General features: G+C 61.3%; 14 protein-coding genes, 1 riboswitch and 1 other annotated feature. Of the genes, 4 read left to right on the plus strand and 10 right to left on the minus strand.

Annotation, left to right across the window (positions count from 1 at the left end):
• Nucleotides 1-78 precede the first annotated feature (78 nt).
• Both ACFMO7_RS14470 and ACFMO7_RS14475 read right to left on the minus strand, forming a co-directional pair.
• Nucleotides 79-1,020 carry a CHAP domain-containing protein gene (locus ACFMO7_RS14470; RefSeq protein WP_376796197.1) on the minus strand — a complete coding sequence of 314 codons (942 nt, stop codon included), beginning with the start codon at nt 1,018-1,020 and terminating at the stop codon, nt 79-81.
• A 602-nt stretch (nt 1,021-1,622) separates the two neighbouring features.
• Nucleotides 1,623-2,603, minus strand: coding sequence for a CHAP domain-containing protein (locus ACFMO7_RS14475; protein WP_376796198.1), 981 nt, complete (start codon nt 2,601-2,603; stop codon nt 1,623-1,625).
• 496 nt (nt 2,604-3,099) lie between these two features.
• On the opposite strand from ACFMO7_RS14475, the gene ACFMO7_RS14480 reads away from it, so the two are divergent.
• Nucleotides 3,100-4,443, plus strand: a complete 1,344-nt coding sequence (locus tag ACFMO7_RS14480; protein WP_376796199.1) for a S8 family serine peptidase — start codon at nt 3,100-3,102, stop codon at nt 4,441-4,443.
• A gap of 127 nt (nt 4,444-4,570) precedes the next feature.
• Here ACFMO7_RS14480 and asd read toward each other — a convergent pair whose 3' ends face one another.
• From asd to ACFMO7_RS14500, 4 genes are all read right to left on the minus strand, one after another.
• Nucleotides 4,571-5,638 (minus strand): aspartate-semialdehyde dehydrogenase, encoded by a 1,068-nt coding sequence (gene asd, locus ACFMO7_RS14485; RefSeq protein ID WP_376796200.1) that lies wholly within the window; start codon nt 5,636-5,638, stop codon nt 4,571-4,573.
• Between the two features lie 65 nt (nt 5,639-5,703).
• Nucleotides 5,704-7,179 (minus strand): aspartate kinase, encoded by a 1,476-nt coding sequence (locus ACFMO7_RS14490; protein ID WP_376796201.1) that lies wholly within the window; start codon nt 7,177-7,179, stop codon nt 5,704-5,706.
• A 59-nt stretch (nt 7,180-7,238) separates the two neighbouring features.
• Complete coding sequence (locus ACFMO7_RS14495) at nt 7,239-8,564, minus strand: homocysteine synthase (RefSeq protein ID WP_376796202.1); 1,326 nt, start codon at nt 8,562-8,564, stop codon at nt 7,239-7,241.
• Nucleotides 8,565-8,686: 122 nt separating this feature from the next.
• Nucleotides 8,687-9,835, minus strand: coding sequence for a homoserine O-acetyltransferase (locus ACFMO7_RS14500; protein ID WP_376796203.1), 1,149 nt, complete (start codon nt 9,833-9,835; stop codon nt 8,687-8,689).
• A 47-nt stretch (nt 9,836-9,882) separates the two neighbouring features.
• Nucleotides 9,883-10,247 (minus strand) — a binding site (T-box leader).
• Between the two features lie 112 nt (nt 10,248-10,359).
• Nucleotides 10,360-10,469: riboswitch (SAM riboswitch) on the minus strand.
• Between the two features lie 312 nt (nt 10,470-10,781).
• On the opposite strand from ACFMO7_RS14500, the gene ACFMO7_RS14505 reads away from it, so the two are divergent.
• Nucleotides 10,782-11,429 carry a GNAT family N-acetyltransferase gene (locus ACFMO7_RS14505; RefSeq protein ID WP_376796204.1) on the plus strand — a complete coding sequence of 216 codons (648 nt, stop codon included), beginning with the start codon at nt 10,782-10,784 and terminating at the stop codon, nt 11,427-11,429.
• On the opposite strand, the gene ACFMO7_RS14510 is transcribed toward ACFMO7_RS14505, so the two are convergent.
• Nucleotides 11,426-11,671 (minus strand): PLDc N-terminal domain-containing protein, encoded by a 246-nt coding sequence (locus tag ACFMO7_RS14510; protein WP_376796205.1) that lies wholly within the window; start codon nt 11,669-11,671, stop codon nt 11,426-11,428. The genes ACFMO7_RS14505 and ACFMO7_RS14510 overlap by 4 nt on opposite strands.
• Before the next feature lie 354 nt (nt 11,672-12,025).
• Nucleotides 12,026-13,072: a lipid II:glycine glycyltransferase FemX gene (locus tag ACFMO7_RS14515; protein ID WP_376796206.1), complete on the minus strand. Its 1,047-nt coding sequence runs from the start codon at nt 13,070-13,072 to the stop codon at nt 12,026-12,028.
• Nucleotides 13,073-13,254: 182 nt separating this feature from the next.
• Here ACFMO7_RS14515 and ACFMO7_RS14520 point away from each other — a divergent pair, with 182 nt between their 5' ends.
• Nucleotides 13,255-13,812 carry a potassium channel family protein gene (locus tag ACFMO7_RS14520; protein WP_376796207.1) on the plus strand — a complete coding sequence of 186 codons (558 nt, stop codon included), beginning with the start codon at nt 13,255-13,257 and terminating at the stop codon, nt 13,810-13,812.
• Nucleotides 13,813-13,823: 11 nt separating this feature from the next.
• The gene (locus ACFMO7_RS14525) at nt 13,824-14,486 is read left to right on the plus strand and encodes a potassium channel family protein (RefSeq protein WP_376796208.1); all 663 of its coding nucleotides are present in this window, start codon (nt 13,824-13,826) and stop codon (nt 14,484-14,486) included.
• A 10-nt stretch (nt 14,487-14,496) separates the two neighbouring features.
• Here ACFMO7_RS14525 and ACFMO7_RS14530 read toward each other — a convergent pair whose 3' ends face one another.
• A complete protein-coding gene (locus tag ACFMO7_RS14530) occupies nt 14,497-15,864 on the minus strand; it encodes an AI-2E family transporter (protein ID WP_376796209.1) in 1,368 nt (455 codons plus the stop codon).
• A gap of 1,081 nt (nt 15,865-16,945) precedes the next feature.
• Nucleotides 16,946-17,800, minus strand: a complete 855-nt coding sequence (locus ACFMO7_RS14535) for an FG-GAP repeat domain-containing protein (RefSeq protein ID WP_376796210.1) — start codon at nt 17,798-17,800, stop codon at nt 16,946-16,948.
• Nucleotides 17,801-17,943: the final 143 nt, after the last annotated feature.

Here is a 17,943-nt window from a genome sequence, read left to right on the forward strand (position 1 = left end):
CCTTGCTGGCCGGGTGCACTGCTCCGACCGGCGAGAGCCTGGCTACCAACTCAGGCCGCAGGGCCGGCTCTCGAGCCATCAGGGGTGCCAGACGAAAGCCACACCAGGCCCAGGATAGAAGGTCGCATAGGAGAGGCGATTCCAGCCGCCATTGGCGTACCAGTTGTAGTTACTGGTGTAGACGCTGCCATCGGGATTGATGCGCTCTACTACTGCAACATGCCCATAGCTGCTGGCCCCCTGGACGCCCGGCTGCAGCACAATGATCGATGGGACATGGGGCTGCGAAGAGACTATCCAGCCGTATTGCTCGGCTCCCGCTACCCACTGATAGGCATCTCCCTGCCAGGGCACCCAGTAGCCGGTCAGCTCGTGATAGCGCAGGTTGGCCCAGTAGGTGCATTGTCCATAGGCAAAGCGGTTGAGATCTCCCTCCGTCGGCTGCAAGGGCAGCCCCGGATAGTGCAGCGGCCCGTTGTCATAGCCATCCTGAGTGACAGCCGTAGCCGTGGCCGCCTGCGGACTAATCTGGTAGGTGTTGTCTTGCCCATTGCGAATAAAGCTGATGACGGAGCGCAATGGATTAAACCCCTTGCCATCCTCACCCGGGCCAGCCGGCAAAACAGTCATTAAAGTTATCAGAAGCATCAATATGACCAGGCTGAGGGTAACTGGCAGCCGCCACCAGGGCCGACGCGGTGACGGCGGTCCTCCTCCTGTCCCTCCGGCGGAGACACCGTGAATGACCAGCGGAAGGCGCCTCTGGCTGTGCGCCACCGGCAGGCTTGCGGGGGATGCTCCCTCTTCCCTTGACGGCGCGAGCGGCCCCTTTTCCGCGGATCGCTTATTGGGGGCGGCCTGAATTCCGATCTCACCGCCCGTCTCTCCAGAGGCCGGCAATGAAGCTGGACGCTCGGCAAGCGCTGCCAGCTTCTCTGTCTTCCTTACCTGCTCGCCGGCATGCTGTTCCTCCGCTCCCTTTTCAACGGCGGTACCTCGACTACCCTTTAAGCGCGACATATACGCTCCACGATCCGGCTAGAGTAAGACCAGTTTGCCTTCGACATGTGTTTGACTCTACCGGAGCAGAGCGCCGCCGGTCAAGGGTCTTTTGCTCCTCAATAGTAGTATTGTACTAATCATCGCTTATATAGCAAGCTAGCAGTAATTATCTGTAAAGCTGTTTTGAGAGACGAAAAATGAGCTGAAGTGGGGCCGAAGGCGCTAGCTGGCGTATGAGCAAGGGCAGGCTACCCAAAGGTTCCTCAGCGCCACCAGGCAGGTCTTGGGAACAGAAGAAAGGGCAGACAAGGAGGACAGGGGGGAGCCGCGACTGAGTAAGGGAGGGCGCCTACGGGCCTGGCTCAGGAGGAGGCAGGAGACGAGGCAGAGGAAAAGGGCCAAGGTTAGCAGGAAGATAGGCGAGAGGGCGAAGCTCAGAGAGGGAAGAGGCTGGCCCAGCCTGTTGGAGGCTCCTCTTCCCCTCTTCTCGCTAGATTTTATTGTCTTATTGAGGTCCGACCGCTGCCTCTGGCCTGTCCTAGTGGCCGGCCAGGGTATCGGCAGAGCTGTCCAGGGGAGAAGCAGCCTGGTTGCACCGGGCCAGCCCTTGGGTCTAGAAACTAGATCCAGACAAAATAGACACCGCTGCCTGGATAGAAGGTGTAGTAGGAGACGATTCCCCAGCCGCCGCCATTGGCGTACCAGTTCATATTGCTCGTGTAGACACCGCCATCGGAGGTCAGGCTCTCGACGACCGCGACGTGACCGTAGTAGATATTGGCTCCCTGGACACCGGGCATCAGGACGATAATTGAAGGGACGTGGGGCTGAGTCGATACAACCCAGCCATTGGCCCTGGCTCCGGCCACCCACTCATCAGCGTTGCCGCCCCAGGGCACCCAGACGCCGGTAAGCTGGTGATAGCGGTAGTCGGCCCAATAGGTGCACTGGCCGTAAGGGAAAGGATCACCCGAGGAGCTGCCAACAACCGGCCCAGATTGTGTACCGGTCGGGTTAGAGGGACCGGGATCATAACCAACGCCGCTGCGCACAATGGCTGTGGCCGTGGCGGCGCGCATGGCGGCCAGATCCAGCGTGCTGGAGCTGCCGCTGTTGCTCGGGATCATGCTCATGATGGACTGGAAGAGACCACCCCCGTTGCGGGCCCCGACAGGACTCTCGGGCAGCACCGTCAGGAGGGTGCCGGTGAGAATGAGCGCCACCAGGACCAGGACCGCCGCATGGACATGCCAGCGCTTCCGCGGAAGCGGCTGAGCGCTGTCCTGACGCCTGAGCGCTTTTTTGCCATCGCCGCGAATGACGAGCGGGGGACGCGCTGCGCTCGGATTGCTGGCACTTATCAGCGGCATGAGGGCTGTCTGCAGCTCGGGAAGCTGGCCGGTCTCCGGCTCCGCTTTCTCCAGAGCAGCCCCCGCGGCTACTGGCAACAGGGCCGTCTGCTCTTCTCCCTCCTCGCCCCCCACCTCCGGGAGAGGCGTCTGCTGACCATCGCTCAGCTCAGCCACACCCGCAAAGGTCTCCGGCTGAGCCGGAAAGGCAAGCTGCTCCACCGGCGATAGCTGGGTGACTAGCCCAGGCATACGGATCGGCTCCTCAGCTCGTTCTTGCGTTTCTGCGACTCTACCTTGACGGTCCTTAAATGATAGCATGCTCCATTCCTATCGTTGAAAATATGAGCCGCGTTGTTGCGCGCCTTCTTATTGATATCTTTCTATGTCATCATGCCTGAATGTACTCTGAAAGGTCGATGGCGGTCAAGCGCGCCCTGCTACTCTTAGGACCATAGTACCTCGAGAGGAGGAGGCTCCTTAACTGTCTGGCTGCCCCCGGTCTGAGCGAAGGGCCAGGTCGGCCCCCGGCTGGCTCCCAGTGAAGCCAGGCTTATGGAATCTTTTTGAGATAAGAGATATTACTGTGAAGAAGAATTGACCTTTCTGCTCCTACAGGATATACTGCTCTCGCATTGAGCCGCAGTGAAGCGCTACGGAATGCTGCAGGCCCTGGTTGCACCCACCCCAGGCATCGCATCGCCTCAAGAGCAAACGGGGATTCTTTATCAGACAGAAGGAGAGCCGGATGCAAAGTCACGGCCCACAGAAACCTTTTTTCGCGCTACTGACGCTGATATACCTCATCCTGGCGCTGGCCTGCAGTGGCTGCGCAGGTCTGCCCGGGATGAGCAACGGTCCAAAGGCGACCCCAACTCCAAGCCCCACACCTACGGCGACGGAGAGCTGTCCTCCGGTCCTCTTTAGCTCCGAGGTCACCTGCTATACTCCTCTCCAGCTTCGCCAATACTACGGCTTGCAGCCGCTGATCGAACGCGGCTACACTGGCAAGGGCCAGACCATCATCGACATCGTCTCGTTCGGCAGCTCGACCTTACAGCAGGACCTGGATGTCTTCAGCCGTCGCTTTCACCTCCCCCTAACCAGGGTTCAGGTGATCCAGCCCATCCAGAAGCCAGAGTACGATCCACATCACGATAAGAGCGGCTGGGCTGCTGAAACTGAACTCGATGTAGAGATCATCCATGCTCTGGCTCCTGATGCCAATATTGTCGTGCTGGTGAGTCCGGTTGCTGAGACGGAGGGCACGGTTGGTCTGCCAGAGTTTCGCCAACTGATCCAGTACGCCATCGATCACCACCTGGGCACGATCGTTTCGCAAAGCTGGGGTGCCTCAGAAGTGACTCTGGAGGATGCTGCTGGCCGCCAGGAGATCCAACAGTGGAATGCCTTACTTCAGCGAGCAACCCTGGAGGAGCATATGACTTTCTTCAGCTCCTCGGGAGATAATGGGGCGACCGACTATGCCGATCTGAATATGTCGCGGCTCTCGCCCAAAGCGACGACAAGCTTCGCCGCCGATCTGCCCTGGGTGACCAGCGTCGGAGGAACGACCTTGCTGCGCCGAGGGAGCCAGGTACAGGAGATTGGTTGGGATCGCAGCGGAGGCGGCTTCAGCAGCTTCTTCTCTCAGCCAGCCTATCAGAAGTTGTTGCCCACCGCCAGCCAGGCCGCTTTTCAGGGCCGGCGCGGTGTCCCCGATGTGGCCGCCGCCGCTGATCCTGCCACCAATCTTCCTTTCTACTTCCGCGGCGCCTGGGAGACGGTCGGGGGGACCAGCGCCTCCGCCCCTATGTGGGCAGCCTTGGCGGCAATCGCCAACCAGATGGCCGGTCATCCCCTCGGCTTCCTCAACCCCGCCCTCTATACAATTGCCGCTTCAGCCAATTACCAGCGCGATTTCCACGACATTACTGTTGGGAATAACAGCGTTGACCAGGGCGTGCACGTTCCTGGCTATTCGGCTCAAGCCGGCTGGGACGCCGTCACCGGTCTGGGCAGTCCCAATGCCCAGTACCTGATTCCCGACCTGATCCGCACCCAGGCAAGCCTGGCCGTAACAGGCCGGTGAAGCTGGCTCCAGGCCGACCGAGAGAAGAGAGGCGGGCGATGTTCCCGCTCCACAGGAGCTTTCGCCCGCCTCTCTTCGCCGACTGGCTGGTCCGTTCGCTCTGCTTGCAGGGGCGATCAGCCCTTGTTCAGAGCAGGCCCTTGCTGACGCACAGCTCGGCGTTCAACAGGGAGCCGCCCGCCGCGCCGCGAATGGTATTGTGGCCCAGCACGACAAATTTATAGCTCAACACAGGGCAGGGGCGCAGACGTCCCAGGGTCACAGCCATCCCCCGACCCGCCTCGCGATCGTGCAGGGTCTGCGGACGATCATCCTCCTGGCGGTAGATGAGCGGCGGCAGGGGAGCGCTCGGCAGCTTTAGGCGCTGCGGTTCAGGCAGGAAGTGCTCCCAGGCGGCGATGATCTCTTCAGGTGAGGTCTGGCGCTCCAGCTCGACGCTCACACACTCCAGATGGCCCTCGCGCGTGGCGATGCGATTGCAGTGGGCGCTAACCACCAGCGAGGCCATGCTGAAGCCGGCTTCCTCCCGCCACTCGCCGAGCATTTTCAGGGTCTCACTCTCAACCTTCGGCTCCTCGCCGGAGATGAAGGGGATGGCGTTATCCAGGATATCGTAGGACGGCAGGCCGGGATAGCCGGCTCCCGAGATAGCCTGCATGGTGGTCACCAGGACCTTGCGTACCCCAAAGGCCTGCTGCAAGGGCTTGAGGGCCATCACCAGTGGCGTTGCCGAGCAATTGGGGTTTGTCACAATGCAGCCGCTCCAGCCCCGGCGCCTGCGCTGCTGTTGAATGGCCAGGGCATGCTCAGCATTCACCTCGGGCACCAACAGCGGAACGTCAGGCTCCATACGATAGGTCTTGGCGTTGCTAAAGACAGCTACTCCCGCTCGCGCAAAGGCCGCCTCGACCTCCGCTGCGGCCTCCGCCGGCAGGGCCGAGAAAGCGATCTTGACCTCTGGCAGGGCCTCCGGGCGACAGGGCAGGACCGGCAGCCGCGCTACCTGCTCCGGCATGCTTCCCCCCAGACGCCAACGCGCCACCTCGCCGTAGGGACGGCCTCCATGCGCATCGGAGGCCGCCAGGGCGACCAGCTCAAACCAGGGATGGTCCTGCAACAGCTCAATGAAGCGCTGTCCCACCATGCCAGTCGCGCCCAGGACCGCTACCGGAAGACGTTGTTGCATCTGTGGCATTGTCAAGATATCCTCCTTTTCACCTGGTCCCCGCGCTGCTCTCGTCGCGAGGGCCAGCTCGCTCGCTAGCGGGCCTTCAGCGCCTCCAGACGCTTCTCATGGGCCGGATGGCGGACCAGAGGAATGACCGGTGCGATCAAATCGCGATGGAGACAGCGCAAGGCGCGCTCGCTATCGCCATCCTCAATGATCAGTATAATGCCCTGTTCGGAAGCCCCCTGGGAGATTAGGGGAATGCGCTCGCGCGCCAGGGCACTGATGGCGCGGGCCGGACTCATCGGATCGCTCGTGAAACCGGAGCCGAGGCAGGCGCAGGCAGCCAGGCCAGGGCGGCAGTTGACACGCCAGTGTCCCAGATCGTGCTGGAGCAGAGAGACCACCGAGTCGGCAGCCTGCTCTTCCACCAGAAAAGAGAGATGGTGGCCGGAAGAGGAGCAGATCGCTACCGGCGCCGCACCAACGCGGGCCGCCAGAGCAAAGACCTGGCCAGCGTTCTCGGGGGCCCCGAACATGTTGGTGCTCTCGACGGTCACCAGCGCCAGACGCCGCCGCACTGTAATGGCCGTCGCGCCGCTGGGATACCTGCCCTCCGGCCCAATCAAGGTCCCCTGTATCTGGGGACGAAAAGTATTGCGCACGCGCACAGGGATATTGCGCTGGGCTACCGGGATCAGGGTCCGTGGATGCAGCACTTTAGCGCCGAACCAGGAGAGGCGCGCCGCCTCGGCATAGGTCAAGGCCGGCAACAGGCGCGCATTGGTGACGATGCGCGGATCAGCGGACATCACTCCATCGACGTCGGTATAGATCGAGACCTCGCGGCAGTCGATGGCAGCTCCGATCACGGTCGCCGAGTAATCGGAGCCGTTGCGCCCCAGAGTCGTGACCAGCCCAGCGCGCGTGCGTCCGATGAAGCCAGGCGCCACGGGAATCGTTTGCCGCTGGAGGAGAGGCCAGAGCAGCAGGCGCGCGCGCTCGCGTGTCTCTTCCTCTAACGGCTCCGCCCCGATCACAGCACCAGGCTCGCTCGGAGCCGTGCCCTGTGGCTCCCCCGTGACAATGACCTCTTCGCGCACTGGGGCCGCCGTGATCTCCGGCAGGCCCAGATCATCGATGGCGGCGGCCAGCAAGAGCACCGACAGGCGCTCACCCCAGGCCGCCACAGCATCAACATACTCCTCACAACCCGCGGCCTCCCTCTCCAGGCTGACCAGGGCCTGCTCCAGATCGGCGCGCAGGGCCGCCAGGCGCTGGCTATCGGAGACGGCCTTCTCCGCCGCCTGGAGATGGCGCTCCCGCAGGGCCACCAGCTCGCGACGCCACTCGCTGCTCTCGCCACGGCGCGCATGATGGGCGATGCGCAGCAACTGATCGGTGATGCCCGACATAGCCGAGACCACTACCACGGGAAAAGGTCCGGCTTCGCTGAGAGCTTTACTGGCCACCTGAGCCACGATCTGAGCAACGCGGCGAATGCGCTCGCCGCTGCCAACAGAGGTACCACCAAACTTCAGCACACAGAGCGAACACTCAACGTCCATTGACAATCACCCTTTATCTCCCCGGCGAGCCGTCACTTGCTCGCCTCGCTTGGTCCGTCCTACGCAACACCGAGCGGTTCACCAAGCCTGGACGAGACCGCTCGCAAGGCCTGATCCAGATCTTCAATCAGATCTTCGACCGTCTCCAGCCCAATCGAAAGGCGGATAAAATCGGGAGTCACGCCCGTCTCCAGTTGCTCATCGGGCGTCAGCTGCGAATGGGTCGTACTGGCCGGATGAATGATCAGCGACTTGGCGTCGCCCACGTTTGCCAGATGCGAGAAGAGTTCCACATGGCGGATCAGCATCTTACCGGCCTCCAACCCGCCCTTGATACCAAAGCCGAGGATGGCCCCGTAACCATGCGTCAGGTAGCGCGCGGCCAGCTCATGCTGGGGATGACTGGGCAGACCAGGATAACTGACCCAGCTGACCGCCGGATGACCTTCCAAAAACTCGGCAATGCGCAGGGCGTTCTGGCTGTGGCGCTCCATGCGCAGCGGCAGGGTCTCCAGGCCCTGCAGGAAGAGCCAGGCGTTGAAAGGGCTGAGCGCGGCCCCGACATCGCGCATCAACTGCACACGGGCCTTGATGATGTAGGCCAGCGGCCCAAAGGCATCAACGTAGCGCAGGCCGTGATAGGAGGGATCAGGCTCGGTGAAGGCCGGAAAGCGTCCGTTAGCCCAGTCAAACTTACCGCCGTCAACGATGATGCCCCCGATCGAGGTACCATGTCCTCCAATGAACTTGGTGGCCGAATGCACCACGATATCGGCCCCATGCTTGAGAGGCTGCAGCAAATAGGGTGTGGGCAAGGTATTGTCGACAATTAATGGAACGCCGTGCTCATGGGCGATAGCGGCCGCAGCCTCGATATCGAGCATGTCCAGGCGAGGATTGCCCAGGGCTTCGGCATAGACCGCCTTGGTGCGCTCGGTAATGGCGGCGCGCAACTGCTCCGGGTGACGGCTGTCGACAAAGCGTACTGTGATGCCGAGCTTCGGCAAGGTATAGCGGAAGAGATTATAGGTGCCGCCGTAGAGGCTGGTGGAGGAGACCACCTCATCGCCTGCCTCAGCAATGGTCAGAATGGCCAGCGTTTCTGCCGCCTGGCCGGAAGCGGTTGCCAGCGCCCCCACGCCGCCTTCTAGCGCAGCCATGCGGCGCTCGAAAGCGTCCTGGGTGGGATTCATGATGCGCGTATAGATATTACCAAACTTGCGCAGGGCAAAAAGATCCGCGGCGTGCTCCGGGCTATCAAAGACAAAAGAGCTTGTCTGATAAATGGGAACGGCGCGGGCTCCTGTGGCGCTATCAGCCGTTTCCTGACCTGCATGCAACGCCAATGTTTCAAAACCATAACTACGATTGCTGTTCAGTGCCATGAGAGAATCTACTCCTGAGAAAACCAGATCTAACGACAGGCAGCCGCCCCAGTCACCAGGACGGGTGGACTGGAGAGCGAGCGATTAGCCCGGCCACGGGCAGTGGGCCAGGTGCGGCCCGCTCAGGCTTCCAGCCAGCCCAGAGCGGCTTTCATCTGCTCCCACTCCTTCAGGAAAGCATCGTGGCCATGAGGAGAATCCAGCTCAACGTAAGTGGCGTCTCCCCCCAGCTCCCTTACACGCTCAGCCAGCCAGCGGACTCGCGCCGCCGGGAAGAGAAAGTCGGAGCGGATGCCGATAAAGAGCGCTCGGCTGCGAATACGAGCAAGAGCCGCGTCGAGAGAAGGGTAGCCCTCACTGACGTCGTAGAGATCCATCGCGCGGCTCAGATAGAGATAGGAATTGGCGTCAAAGCGCCGCACCAGCGCCTGACCCTGATAGTACAGATAGTTCTCTACATCGAAGCGCCTGCCCAGGCTTGGGGTGCGAGTAGGCGAAGGCACCTCGCCACTGCGCGCCGGGCGACGGGAGAAGCGCAGCTCCATAGCCTCTTCGCTCTGGTAGGTGATCATGCCCAGCATGCGGGCAATCGCCAGGCCGGCATCAGGTCCCTGACCGGGCGGATAATCGCCGCCCTGCCAGCGAGGATCGAGCATAATCGCCTGACGGCCTACCTCGCTGAAGGCAATCGCCTGAGCCGTCAAGGCCGCCGTGGCGGCGACCACAATGACCTTCTCCACCAGCTCCGGGTAGCAGACCGCCCACTCCAGAGCCTGCTGTCCCCCAATCGAGCCGCCAGCCACAATCAAGCGCCGAATGCCAAGGTGCTCTACCAGGCGCCGCTGGGCATGGACCATATCGCGGATCGTGATCAGCGGGAAGCGCATGCCGTAAGGCCGGCCCGTGTTCGGATCGAGCGAGGCGGGGCCGGTACTGCCATAGCAGCCGCCGAGCACGTTTGAGCAGACGACAAAGTAGCGCGACGTATCGAAGGGCCGGCCGGGGCCGATCAGGGGGTTCCACCAGGCGGCCTTCGGGTCGTCCGGGTGCTCAGGATCATGGGCATGCGAACTGCCCGTCAGGGCATGGGCAATCAGGATGGCATTGTCACCCGCCGCGTTGAGGCGCCCCCAGGTTTCGTACGCCAGCGTCACGGGACCAAAATGGCCACCGTACTGAAGCGGCAACGAGTCGAAGGTGTAGCTTTGCAGACCGTTCACAGGAACAGGCCGTGTACCTGTCACAACGCTGTGCTCGACGCGAGCCACCATGTGCACCCTCCTTGCAACAAAAGGGAACAAAAAAAACCCTCACCCTACCCAGGGGCGAGGGACAGTCTCTTCGCGGTACCACCCTGTTTTGCCAGCGCCTCACGACGCTGGCCTTGGAGTGTTGACGAGCTGCATCCCCCTATGCGACAGACGAGGCTGAGCCTTCGCCTGCGCGCAGAGCCAACCCGCAACAACCCTGTGGTCTTTCACAGGGATAGGGGACACACTTTCTCGCTCGCAACACTACAGCTTGTAACGGAGCCACCCGGCACAGTCTACTCGCCCGCCCATCGCGGGCCTTCAACCTGCAACTCGGAGGGCATTTTCAACGCCGCCGCAGCGCCGGCATCTCAGCATCGCCGACTCTCTGTAGCCGCATACGACGTCTACTCGTCCTCGTCAACGTTATTCCCGATTTGATTGACCGCTAGACGACTGGTGAGCACGCTTGTACCCGCCCGGTACGCGGAGCAAGAAAAAACCCCTTTTTGTGAAAAGGGGTCTTTAGCATCGTTGCCAGGTTCCCCTCATCTTGCGGAACCAGGTTCCGCCGGAATTGGCACCTTACCAGCAGCTCTGCTGGTGGGTTGCCGGGCTTCACAGGGCCGTCTCCCTCCACCCGTCTTGATGAGAGCGCTAACCGCGTCGGTTCAATTGTTCTTTCTTTCTTTGTTCCAGTATCCTGCTTTCAGTACCCTGAAGCGGATCGAGATGGTTGTTAGTTAGTATAGCGGAGATGGTTGGAGCTGTCAAGGGCCAGGGGGGAGCCGACCCTCTGGCCACTCGGCTCAGTGCGGTTCGGCTGGCCCTCAAGCCAGGTCAGCCAGTTTTCCACCCGGCCGGAGCGGACCAGATCGAGAGAGGAGAAGGGTGGACCGGCTGAGAGGTGGCCGCCGATCAGGCGGAAGGAAGAAGCGGATCAGACAAGAAGGATGAAAGGACGACAATGAGCCAGCCAAAGTGTGAACCTATCTTGTTGTCTGCAGAGCAGGCAGGCCCGGCCTGCCAGGTGTTAGGACGGGCCTTCCAGCACGATCCCCTGATGGTCTTTGTCATTCCCGAGGAGAGGCGACGCGCCCTTCTGCTGCCTGGCCTTTTCGCCATGACGGTTCACTATTGCCTGCGCTATGGCCAGGTCTATGCCTCGCCAGGCCTGGAAGGGGTCGCCTGCTGGCTGCCGCCGGGCAACACCACGCCGACGTTTGAGCGGCTGCTGAGCATCGGCCTGCGCTTCCCTCCTCTGCGTCTAGGCCCGCGCAGCCTCTGGCGCATAGGGCAGGCTGAGCGCTACGCTGCTCGTCAGCACGCGCTCCATACTCATGGACCACACTGGTATCTGTGGGCCTTGGGCGTTGACCCTCCTTGCCAGGGTCATGGGATCGGCAGCGCCCTGCTAAGGGTGGTCTTCCAGCAGGCCGACGCTCACCACCTCCCTTGCTACCTGGAAACCCAGAATCCGCGCAACGTTGCCTTCTACGAGCGTCACGGCTTTCGCGTGGTCAGCGAGACCCCGATCCCCCATAGCCAGGGCCTGCGTCTGTGGGCCATGCTGCGCGAGGCCCAATCCGCCGCCGCAGGTCCACTCTCTTCCTAGCGCCCGACTTTACTCGACCGGCCAAAGGCTACATGATGACGCCGCTGGCCAAAGAGCAGGTAGAGTAGCGGCCCCACTACCGGGAAGAGCAGCCAGACGACCGCCAGCCAGAGCAGCTTCCCGGCGGCAGAATGGTCGTCTTCCAGAATCATGAACGTCTCAATAATATGACCCAAGAGGGGAACAAAGATGATGATCAGAAAGAGAAGCGAATTGAACAAGCATCCACGCTCACCAGACATGGCGCCTCCTTTTTCATCGGTGGACGAACCTGCCAAACAGACAGTTGGTCAGTCAGCCGGCTAGATAGGTGGACAGACAGGCAAGCAGAGCAGACCCTTCCGGCGCTCCTGCGCCCGGTCTGCTCTGGCCTGCTCTGCCCAGAGGTGACCCGCATTGCTCCTGATGGGAGAGCCAGGCAGGCGGGATGACCTGCCGTACCTGCACCACAGGTACGGCAGTTGTCAAGGTGTATCTTCTCCAGACCTGACACTCTCATGCAGAGACACGGACCAGCCGGCCTGGAGGTGACAGTTCCATAAGGGAGGGGGAAGGAGGAAGAGCCAGCAGAAAGAAAGAAGCAGGCCCCTATCTCGCTAGAGAGCGAGGCGCTCGCCCAGGAGACGGCGAGCCAGACCCATGCCCAGAGGGCGATAAACGTACTCGTAGCCGCCGATGAAGCGCACTACCTCACCGCCCCAACCGCGCTTGAAGCGGTAGACTCCCGCGAGCGGCTCGTGCTCGTCCTCGGTCTCGGGAATGCCCCAGAGATCATAGCGGGTAGCCCCAGAGGCGCGGGCGCGACGCATAGCCTCCCACTGGAGCAAATAATTGGGCATGAGCTGGCGCTGCTCGTTGCCCGAGGCCCCGTAGAGATAGAGCGCTTCACGCCCCATCCGTCCTACGCAGATGCCAGCAAGCAGTCGCCCGTCATGCTCGGCGAGCAGCAGATCGAGCTGGTTACGGGGAGCGAAAATCAGCCAGGCGCGCTCGTAGTACTCATAGCGATGGATGCCGAAACCATCGCGCGCCGCTGTGACCTTCAACAGCTCATACCAGGCACGTACATCCTCAAGGGTCTGAGCCTCGCGCACTGTGACGCCACGCCGGGCGGCCAGGCGCAGATTATAGCGCCACTTCTCTTTCATGCGCGCCAGGAGCGTGGCCTCATCGGCCCGCAAGTCGACCATAATGGTGCGCAGGGGCTGGATCGTGCGCACGGGCCGGAAGCCAGAGGTCAGCAGATGCCGCGCGACCTTCTCCCCCAGGGCGGTGCCGGCCAGCAGCGGAGGCTCCAGGCGCAGAGCCAAGGCTCCTCGCCAGCGCAGCAGACGATGGAGGGCTGCCCAGAAGATTGCGCGCTGCTCATCATGGGACCAGTCAAGGACTGGGCCGCGAGGAACGTAAGCCAGGTGTCCACACCAGGTAGGAATCCAGTCCGCGCCACGGCAAAGCACCTGAGCAGCGGCTACCAGGCGTCCCGTTGATTGCTCACAGAGGGCCAGACGCAGAGGCCGCCAGCCCTCCTCGGCCTTCAATTCACCCCATCCCCAGCTCTGCAGCAGGTGGCCATCGTGCTCCTCCAGAAAGCCATCCCAGATCCGCCGTTCACGAATCATCTTCAAGACGTAGCCATGCTTCATGGGCCTTATTGTATCATGCCCAGGTTCTCCAACACGAGAGTGATCCGGTCCTTGCACATCACAGATCCCTCACTCGTCCGCTCCCCGAGCCGGGGCGGCGCTGGCACAAGACAGCTTAACAGGAGAAGGGCGTACGGGCTGGCACAGCAATGATATAATATCGTCTGGTGGGTTTCCACCCGGTGCACACCTGCTCACAAGCCGATAGGTGGGCAGTCAGACAATCAGCAAGCCAGGCTCAAGCTGGCACTACTGGCGGGAGGGATCGCCTGCCCTCACCGCAGATCAGGAGGCAACAGGTGAAAATAGTGATCCTCGGCTGTGGCCGCGTTGGCGCAACGCTGGCCAATATGATGGATCGCGCGGGTCACCAGGTCTCGGTCATCGACTATAGCAGCGAGGCCTTCCAGCGTCTCGACCCCGACTTCAAGGGCGAGACCATTCTGGGCAATGGCGTCGATGAGGATATCCTGATCCGCGCCGGTATCAAGGAGGCCGACGCCTTCGCGGCAGTCACGAATGGCGATAATCGCAACATTATGGCGAGCCAGATCGCCAAGGAAATCTTCCACGTCAAAAAGGTCGTCTGCCGTATCTACGATCCGATCCGGGAACGCACCTATCACGAGCTGGGACTGGAAACCTTCTGTCCCACGACGATAGGGGCCCAGCTGCTGGCCGAGGCGCTTCTCGGCGAGACTGCAGCGGCACAGGCAGCGCAACAAGACGAGAAACAATAGAGGATAGCTCTATGTATATCATCATCGGAGGCGGTGGCGACATTGGCTACTACCTCACCAAAACGCTCCTAAGCCAGGGACACGAGGTCCTCCTCCTTGAGAAGGACGCCGCGCGCTACCAGGCTCTGAGCGAAGAGCTGGGAGAGGCCGTTGTACGCGGCGATGCCTGCGAAGCGCGCGTCATGGAAGATGCCGGTGCCAAGCGTGCGGATGTGGTCATCGCCGTCACCGGCGAAGACGATGACAACCTGGTCATCTGTCAGATGGCAAAGCGACGCTTCAACGTCAACCGCACCATCGCCCGGCTCAACAATCCCAAGCATGAAAAGATCTTTCAGAAACTCGGCATCGATATCACCGTTAGCCCAACCAAGGCCATTCTCTCCCTCATTGAGGCGGAGATACCAACCACGCGCTTTGTACCGCTCATGAAGCTACGTAGAGCGGGCCTCGACTTCGTCGAACTGCGTATTCCCGCGGAGTCGCCCACGATCGGCAAGACCCTACGCGAGATCAACCTGCCGCGCAACAGCAACCTGGCCCTGATCGTGCGCAACAACCAGCCCATCATTCCCAACGCTGAGACCGTGATCCAGGAAGACGATGAGATCTTCGCCCTGGTGAGTCCAGAAGGCGAGGACGCCATTCGCAAGGCTTTTGGGGCGCTTGGCTAAGCCAGCCCTGCTAGCGTTCGACGGGTTCATCCTGCTCCTGTTGCTCACCCTGAACAACCGTGTGGCGCTGTTCCTGCGGCTCGGGGAAGGGGCGCAGAAGGTCGAGCTGCTCGATCTTCTCTTCCAGGTCGATCCCCTTCTTGATGGCCGGAGCGGCGCTGACACGGTTCACCCCCTGACCCGCTATTTCCCCCAGCAGGCGACGTGCGCGGGCCGCCTGGCCTTCGTTAGCTGGCAAGGGTTGCTGCGGAGAGCGGCGCCGGCGCAGCACCCAGGGCTGACGGCGCGGGGTCAAGATCTGCTCGGCGCTCTCTCCTTTGACCAGCGAGCGGTAGATACTGGTCACCACAACCCAGGCGGCGGCCACAATCGGCGTGGCGATCAGGGCGCCAAAGGCCCCAAAGAGCTGGGCCCCTATGATCAAAGCCAGAATCGAGGCCACCGGGTGCAGCCCTACCGCATGGCCCACAATGCGCGGACCCAGAACATTGCTCTCGATGATCTGGATGATAACGAAGTAGCCGACGACCACAAAGGTACGTGGAAAAGGCTCTGGCAAGAGGAGGGAGATGGCCACCGCCGGCAGCGAGGCCAGAGCCGGGCCTACCATCGGAATGGTCTCAAAGAGGAAGGCCAGCGCCCCCACGATCAGGGCATAGTCTCTAAGTCCTAACCAGGGGGTGGCGCAGCCCAGCCCTGCCAGGACCCCAATGATGACCGCCAGCGTCAACTGACCGCGAATATAGTTTCCGACGACACGGTTGAGTGCGTCCTCAAAGAGGAGCAGATGCGGCAGCCAGCGCCGAGGCACTACCTGGAAGAGACTATCGCGGATACGCTTGCCATCCAGGGTCAGATAGAAGCTGAGCACCGTCACCAGGACGACGTTGACGATGAGATCGGTGAGCGTGAAGAGGAAGCCCACGATGTTGTTGACAAGCGAACGCGCGAAGTCGGTCGCCTGCATCTCGATCTGGGTCAGCACGCTGTCGATCTTTTCCTGGGGAATGCCCTGGTCGACCAGAAACTTCTGCAGCTTGGCCGAAAGCTCAGGGAGCTGATAGGCATAGTTCTGGATGGTTACCGAGAAGGTCTGCGCCTGACGGATGAGGGCAAACAGGAGGGCGTAGAAGAGGCTGCCAACTACTACCAATACCACCGCGTAGACGAGCAGCGTGGCAAGCGAACGCGGAAGACCAGAGCGCTGGAGCTTGTCGACAAGCGGAGAGACCAGAAAGGCTATGGCCATCGCCAGCAAGAGCAGGACCAGGGCATGCAGGAAGAGGCCAGAAATGCTCCACCCTAACCAGCCCAGTATACAGATACAGACAATGCTGATGAGAATGTCACGTACACGCTGCCAGTTGATACGCTGCATGCGCTCCCTCCTTGCCAGGGTCAGCCCGTTCTGTCTCAGACCGGCTACCGCCGGAATTGCCCGCCTCTATTATGCTCCTCTCCCATGAGGAACACAAGCAGGGAAGAGATCTTCTCGCCCCACTCGACTCGTCAGAGCTGTGCTTTTCGCCAGGTCTATCTTTTTACTAAAAAGGATGACAGACAATCACGCTTGCTCGTCAGAGAAGCAGAGGCAGACAGGATGGCCTCCCCTTCTCCGCAGCCTGGGCCGGAGCCACGACTCTTGTTTGTCTGTCTGAGCCGTGGGTCCGGGCAAAAGCTGCCACCTCCAGAGCCGCCCATCAAGGGGAGAAAAAGACTCCCCTCCAACGTAACTTTTTTGGGCAGGATACGTTTGTAAACCTTGGGGAGTCTGTACGGTCGGTTGCTTCGCTATAGTCTATCATCCAGAAGGGAGAAGAAGCCACAACGTCGGACAGGGCAGAGCCGGCCCGCCTTTGTTCGCTCGAGACCCTCGAAGAGTGCAGCCAACGGTTACAGCGGTACCTTGGTCTAGCTATCGTTAACCTGTCGTCTGGTTATCGTCTACGACAATGTCAGTGTATCCAAATCTCTAAGGGATGTGCCCATGAGCGGTCTCGCTATTGTTCTAAGCCAGACTATTATATATTGGACACTTCTGATACTACTCATTTCCTGGATAATCATTTTTGCTATCCTTGCCTTGCGTCCAGAGCCGTCGAATAGAGGGGAGACTGAAGGAGGCGCCTACCGCGTCCCATCTGCCGTCGAATCCAGCGCTGCCCCCCAGGCCAGCGTTCTACCTGAGTTCCTGCAGCTGCATCGCCAGCGCCGGCAGCCACAGGCGCTGCAAGCCGCGGGAGTAGCCAGCCAGTCGCAGCGCGATGGCTGATCCGAGCCGTGCCGGGCAGAGCCGGTGAGCTTGCCAGCGTGAGCGGCGGGCAGGGGCGCCGGGAAGGGCCAGGCACAGCGGTGACCTACTGCTGGGAGAGAGGGCTTTGGCTCGGCCAGCCCTCTCCCGGTGAGGATCCAGATCCCGTACTGACCATAGGACCATAGCCGCTGCCAGCCTTGTTCCGTCAGGAAGACGGGAACGTGAGCCGTTCACCAGGCCGGGCAGGGCGAAAGGTGCCGTTCTCGTTGATAAAGAAAAAGTGGCTGTCCTCAATGGTCACGACCATATCGGGCCTGCCATCGCCGTTCAAATCCTGGAAGCTGAGCGTCACGGGAGTCAGGTCCTGCCCTGGTCCAACCAGCACCGGCCCCACATAGATGCGGGCCTTGGTGGCGTCTCCACCGGGAAACTCGATGATCTCTACGTGGCGATTCAGATTCAAAGCTATGAAATGGCTTGGGTTGGCGGCGGAATCGCCGTGTCCGACTGCCGCATCGATCTGGAAGGTCCGAGGGCGCCCGTAACGCCAGTCGTCGAGAGTGGTCTGCCACCAGCCCGTGAGAGCTGAGAGGACAACCCAGCCGACGACCATCGCCAGCCAGAAGAAGCCCAGCCACATCAGCCAGCGATAGCCTCTTCCGCTCTGCTGCGATGGCTGCGCCATCGGCAATGGCTCTTCGGTACGCCGCTCCCGCCCCCTGACCGTCACACCTGATCCTACCGAGGGCTGACGCTCGCTGGCGCGGCGACGGGCTGGCATGGCTGTCCCTCTCGCACCCTGTCGGGGAGTGACGTCACCTCGCGCGCTGACTACCCCACTTTCGGCCAGGACATCGGCGCGCGCTCGTCCCAGCTCGGTCCTCACGTCGGCTAACCCCTGATAGCGGCGAACCACACTGGTAGGACGCGCCTCTTTCCAGTATTCCCCTTCCTCTTCTTCTTCCTGGCTCTCGCTCGTGCTCGCCAGCTCTTCGCCCTTGAGCGGGCGCTGACTGAGAGGGAGAGCCTCTGCTCCTCGTCGAAGATGGCTCGGCTTCAAGCTGTCACCTGCTTCCTTTCTTGCTTGCTTGCGCGTAGGCTCCTGAGTCGGAGATTAGAAATTTTGTTCTAGTCTGTGGGGGACAGTATACCCTACGGGGCCATCTTCGTCAAGCCATGCCTGTCGATGTTGAGGGCCCACGA

Origin of the sequence: Thermogemmatispora sp. (assembly GCF_042408735.1) — a bacterium.
Taxonomy (GTDB): domain Bacteria; phylum Chloroflexota; class Ktedonobacteria; order Ktedonobacterales; family Ktedonobacteraceae; genus Thermogemmatispora.

What these genes read in the sequence shown, in the direction of transcription:
- ACFMO7_RS14470 (WP_376796197.1), bottom strand. Translation starts at nt 1,020, where the DNA reads ATGTCGCGCTTAAAGGGTAGTCGAGGTACCGCCGTTGAAAAGGGAGCG.
- ACFMO7_RS14475 (WP_376796198.1), bottom strand. Translation starts at nt 2,603, where the DNA reads ATGCCTGGGCTAGTCACCCAGCTATCGCCGGTGGAGCAGCTTGCCTTT.
- ACFMO7_RS14480 (WP_376796199.1), top strand. Translation starts at nt 3,100, where the DNA reads ATGCAAAGTCACGGCCCACAGAAACCTTTTTTCGCGCTACTGACGCTG.
- asd (WP_376796200.1), bottom strand. Translation starts at nt 5,638, where the DNA reads ATGCCACAGATGCAACAACGTCTTCCGGTAGCGGTCCTGGGCGCGACT.
- ACFMO7_RS14490 (WP_376796201.1), bottom strand. Translation starts at nt 7,179, where the DNA reads ATGGACGTTGAGTGTTCGCTCTGTGTGCTGAAGTTTGGTGGTACCTCT.
- ACFMO7_RS14495 (WP_376796202.1), bottom strand. Translation starts at nt 8,564, where the DNA reads ATGGCACTGAACAGCAATCGTAGTTATGGTTTTGAAACATTGGCGTTG.
- ACFMO7_RS14500 (WP_376796203.1), bottom strand. Translation starts at nt 9,835, where the DNA reads ATGGTGGCTCGCGTCGAGCACAGCGTTGTGACAGGTACACGGCCTGTT.
- ACFMO7_RS14505 (WP_376796204.1), top strand. Translation starts at nt 10,782, where the DNA reads ATGAGCCAGCCAAAGTGTGAACCTATCTTGTTGTCTGCAGAGCAGGCA.
- ACFMO7_RS14510 (WP_376796205.1), bottom strand. Translation starts at nt 11,671, where the DNA reads ATGTCTGGTGAGCGTGGATGCTTGTTCAATTCGCTTCTCTTTCTGATC.
- ACFMO7_RS14515 (WP_376796206.1), bottom strand. Translation starts at nt 13,072, where the DNA reads ATGAAGCATGGCTACGTCTTGAAGATGATTCGTGAACGGCGGATCTGG.
- ACFMO7_RS14525 (WP_376796208.1), top strand. Translation starts at nt 13,824, where the DNA reads ATGTATATCATCATCGGAGGCGGTGGCGACATTGGCTACTACCTCACC.
- ACFMO7_RS14530 (WP_376796209.1), bottom strand. Translation starts at nt 15,864, where the DNA reads ATGCAGCGTATCAACTGGCAGCGTGTACGTGACATTCTCATCAGCATT.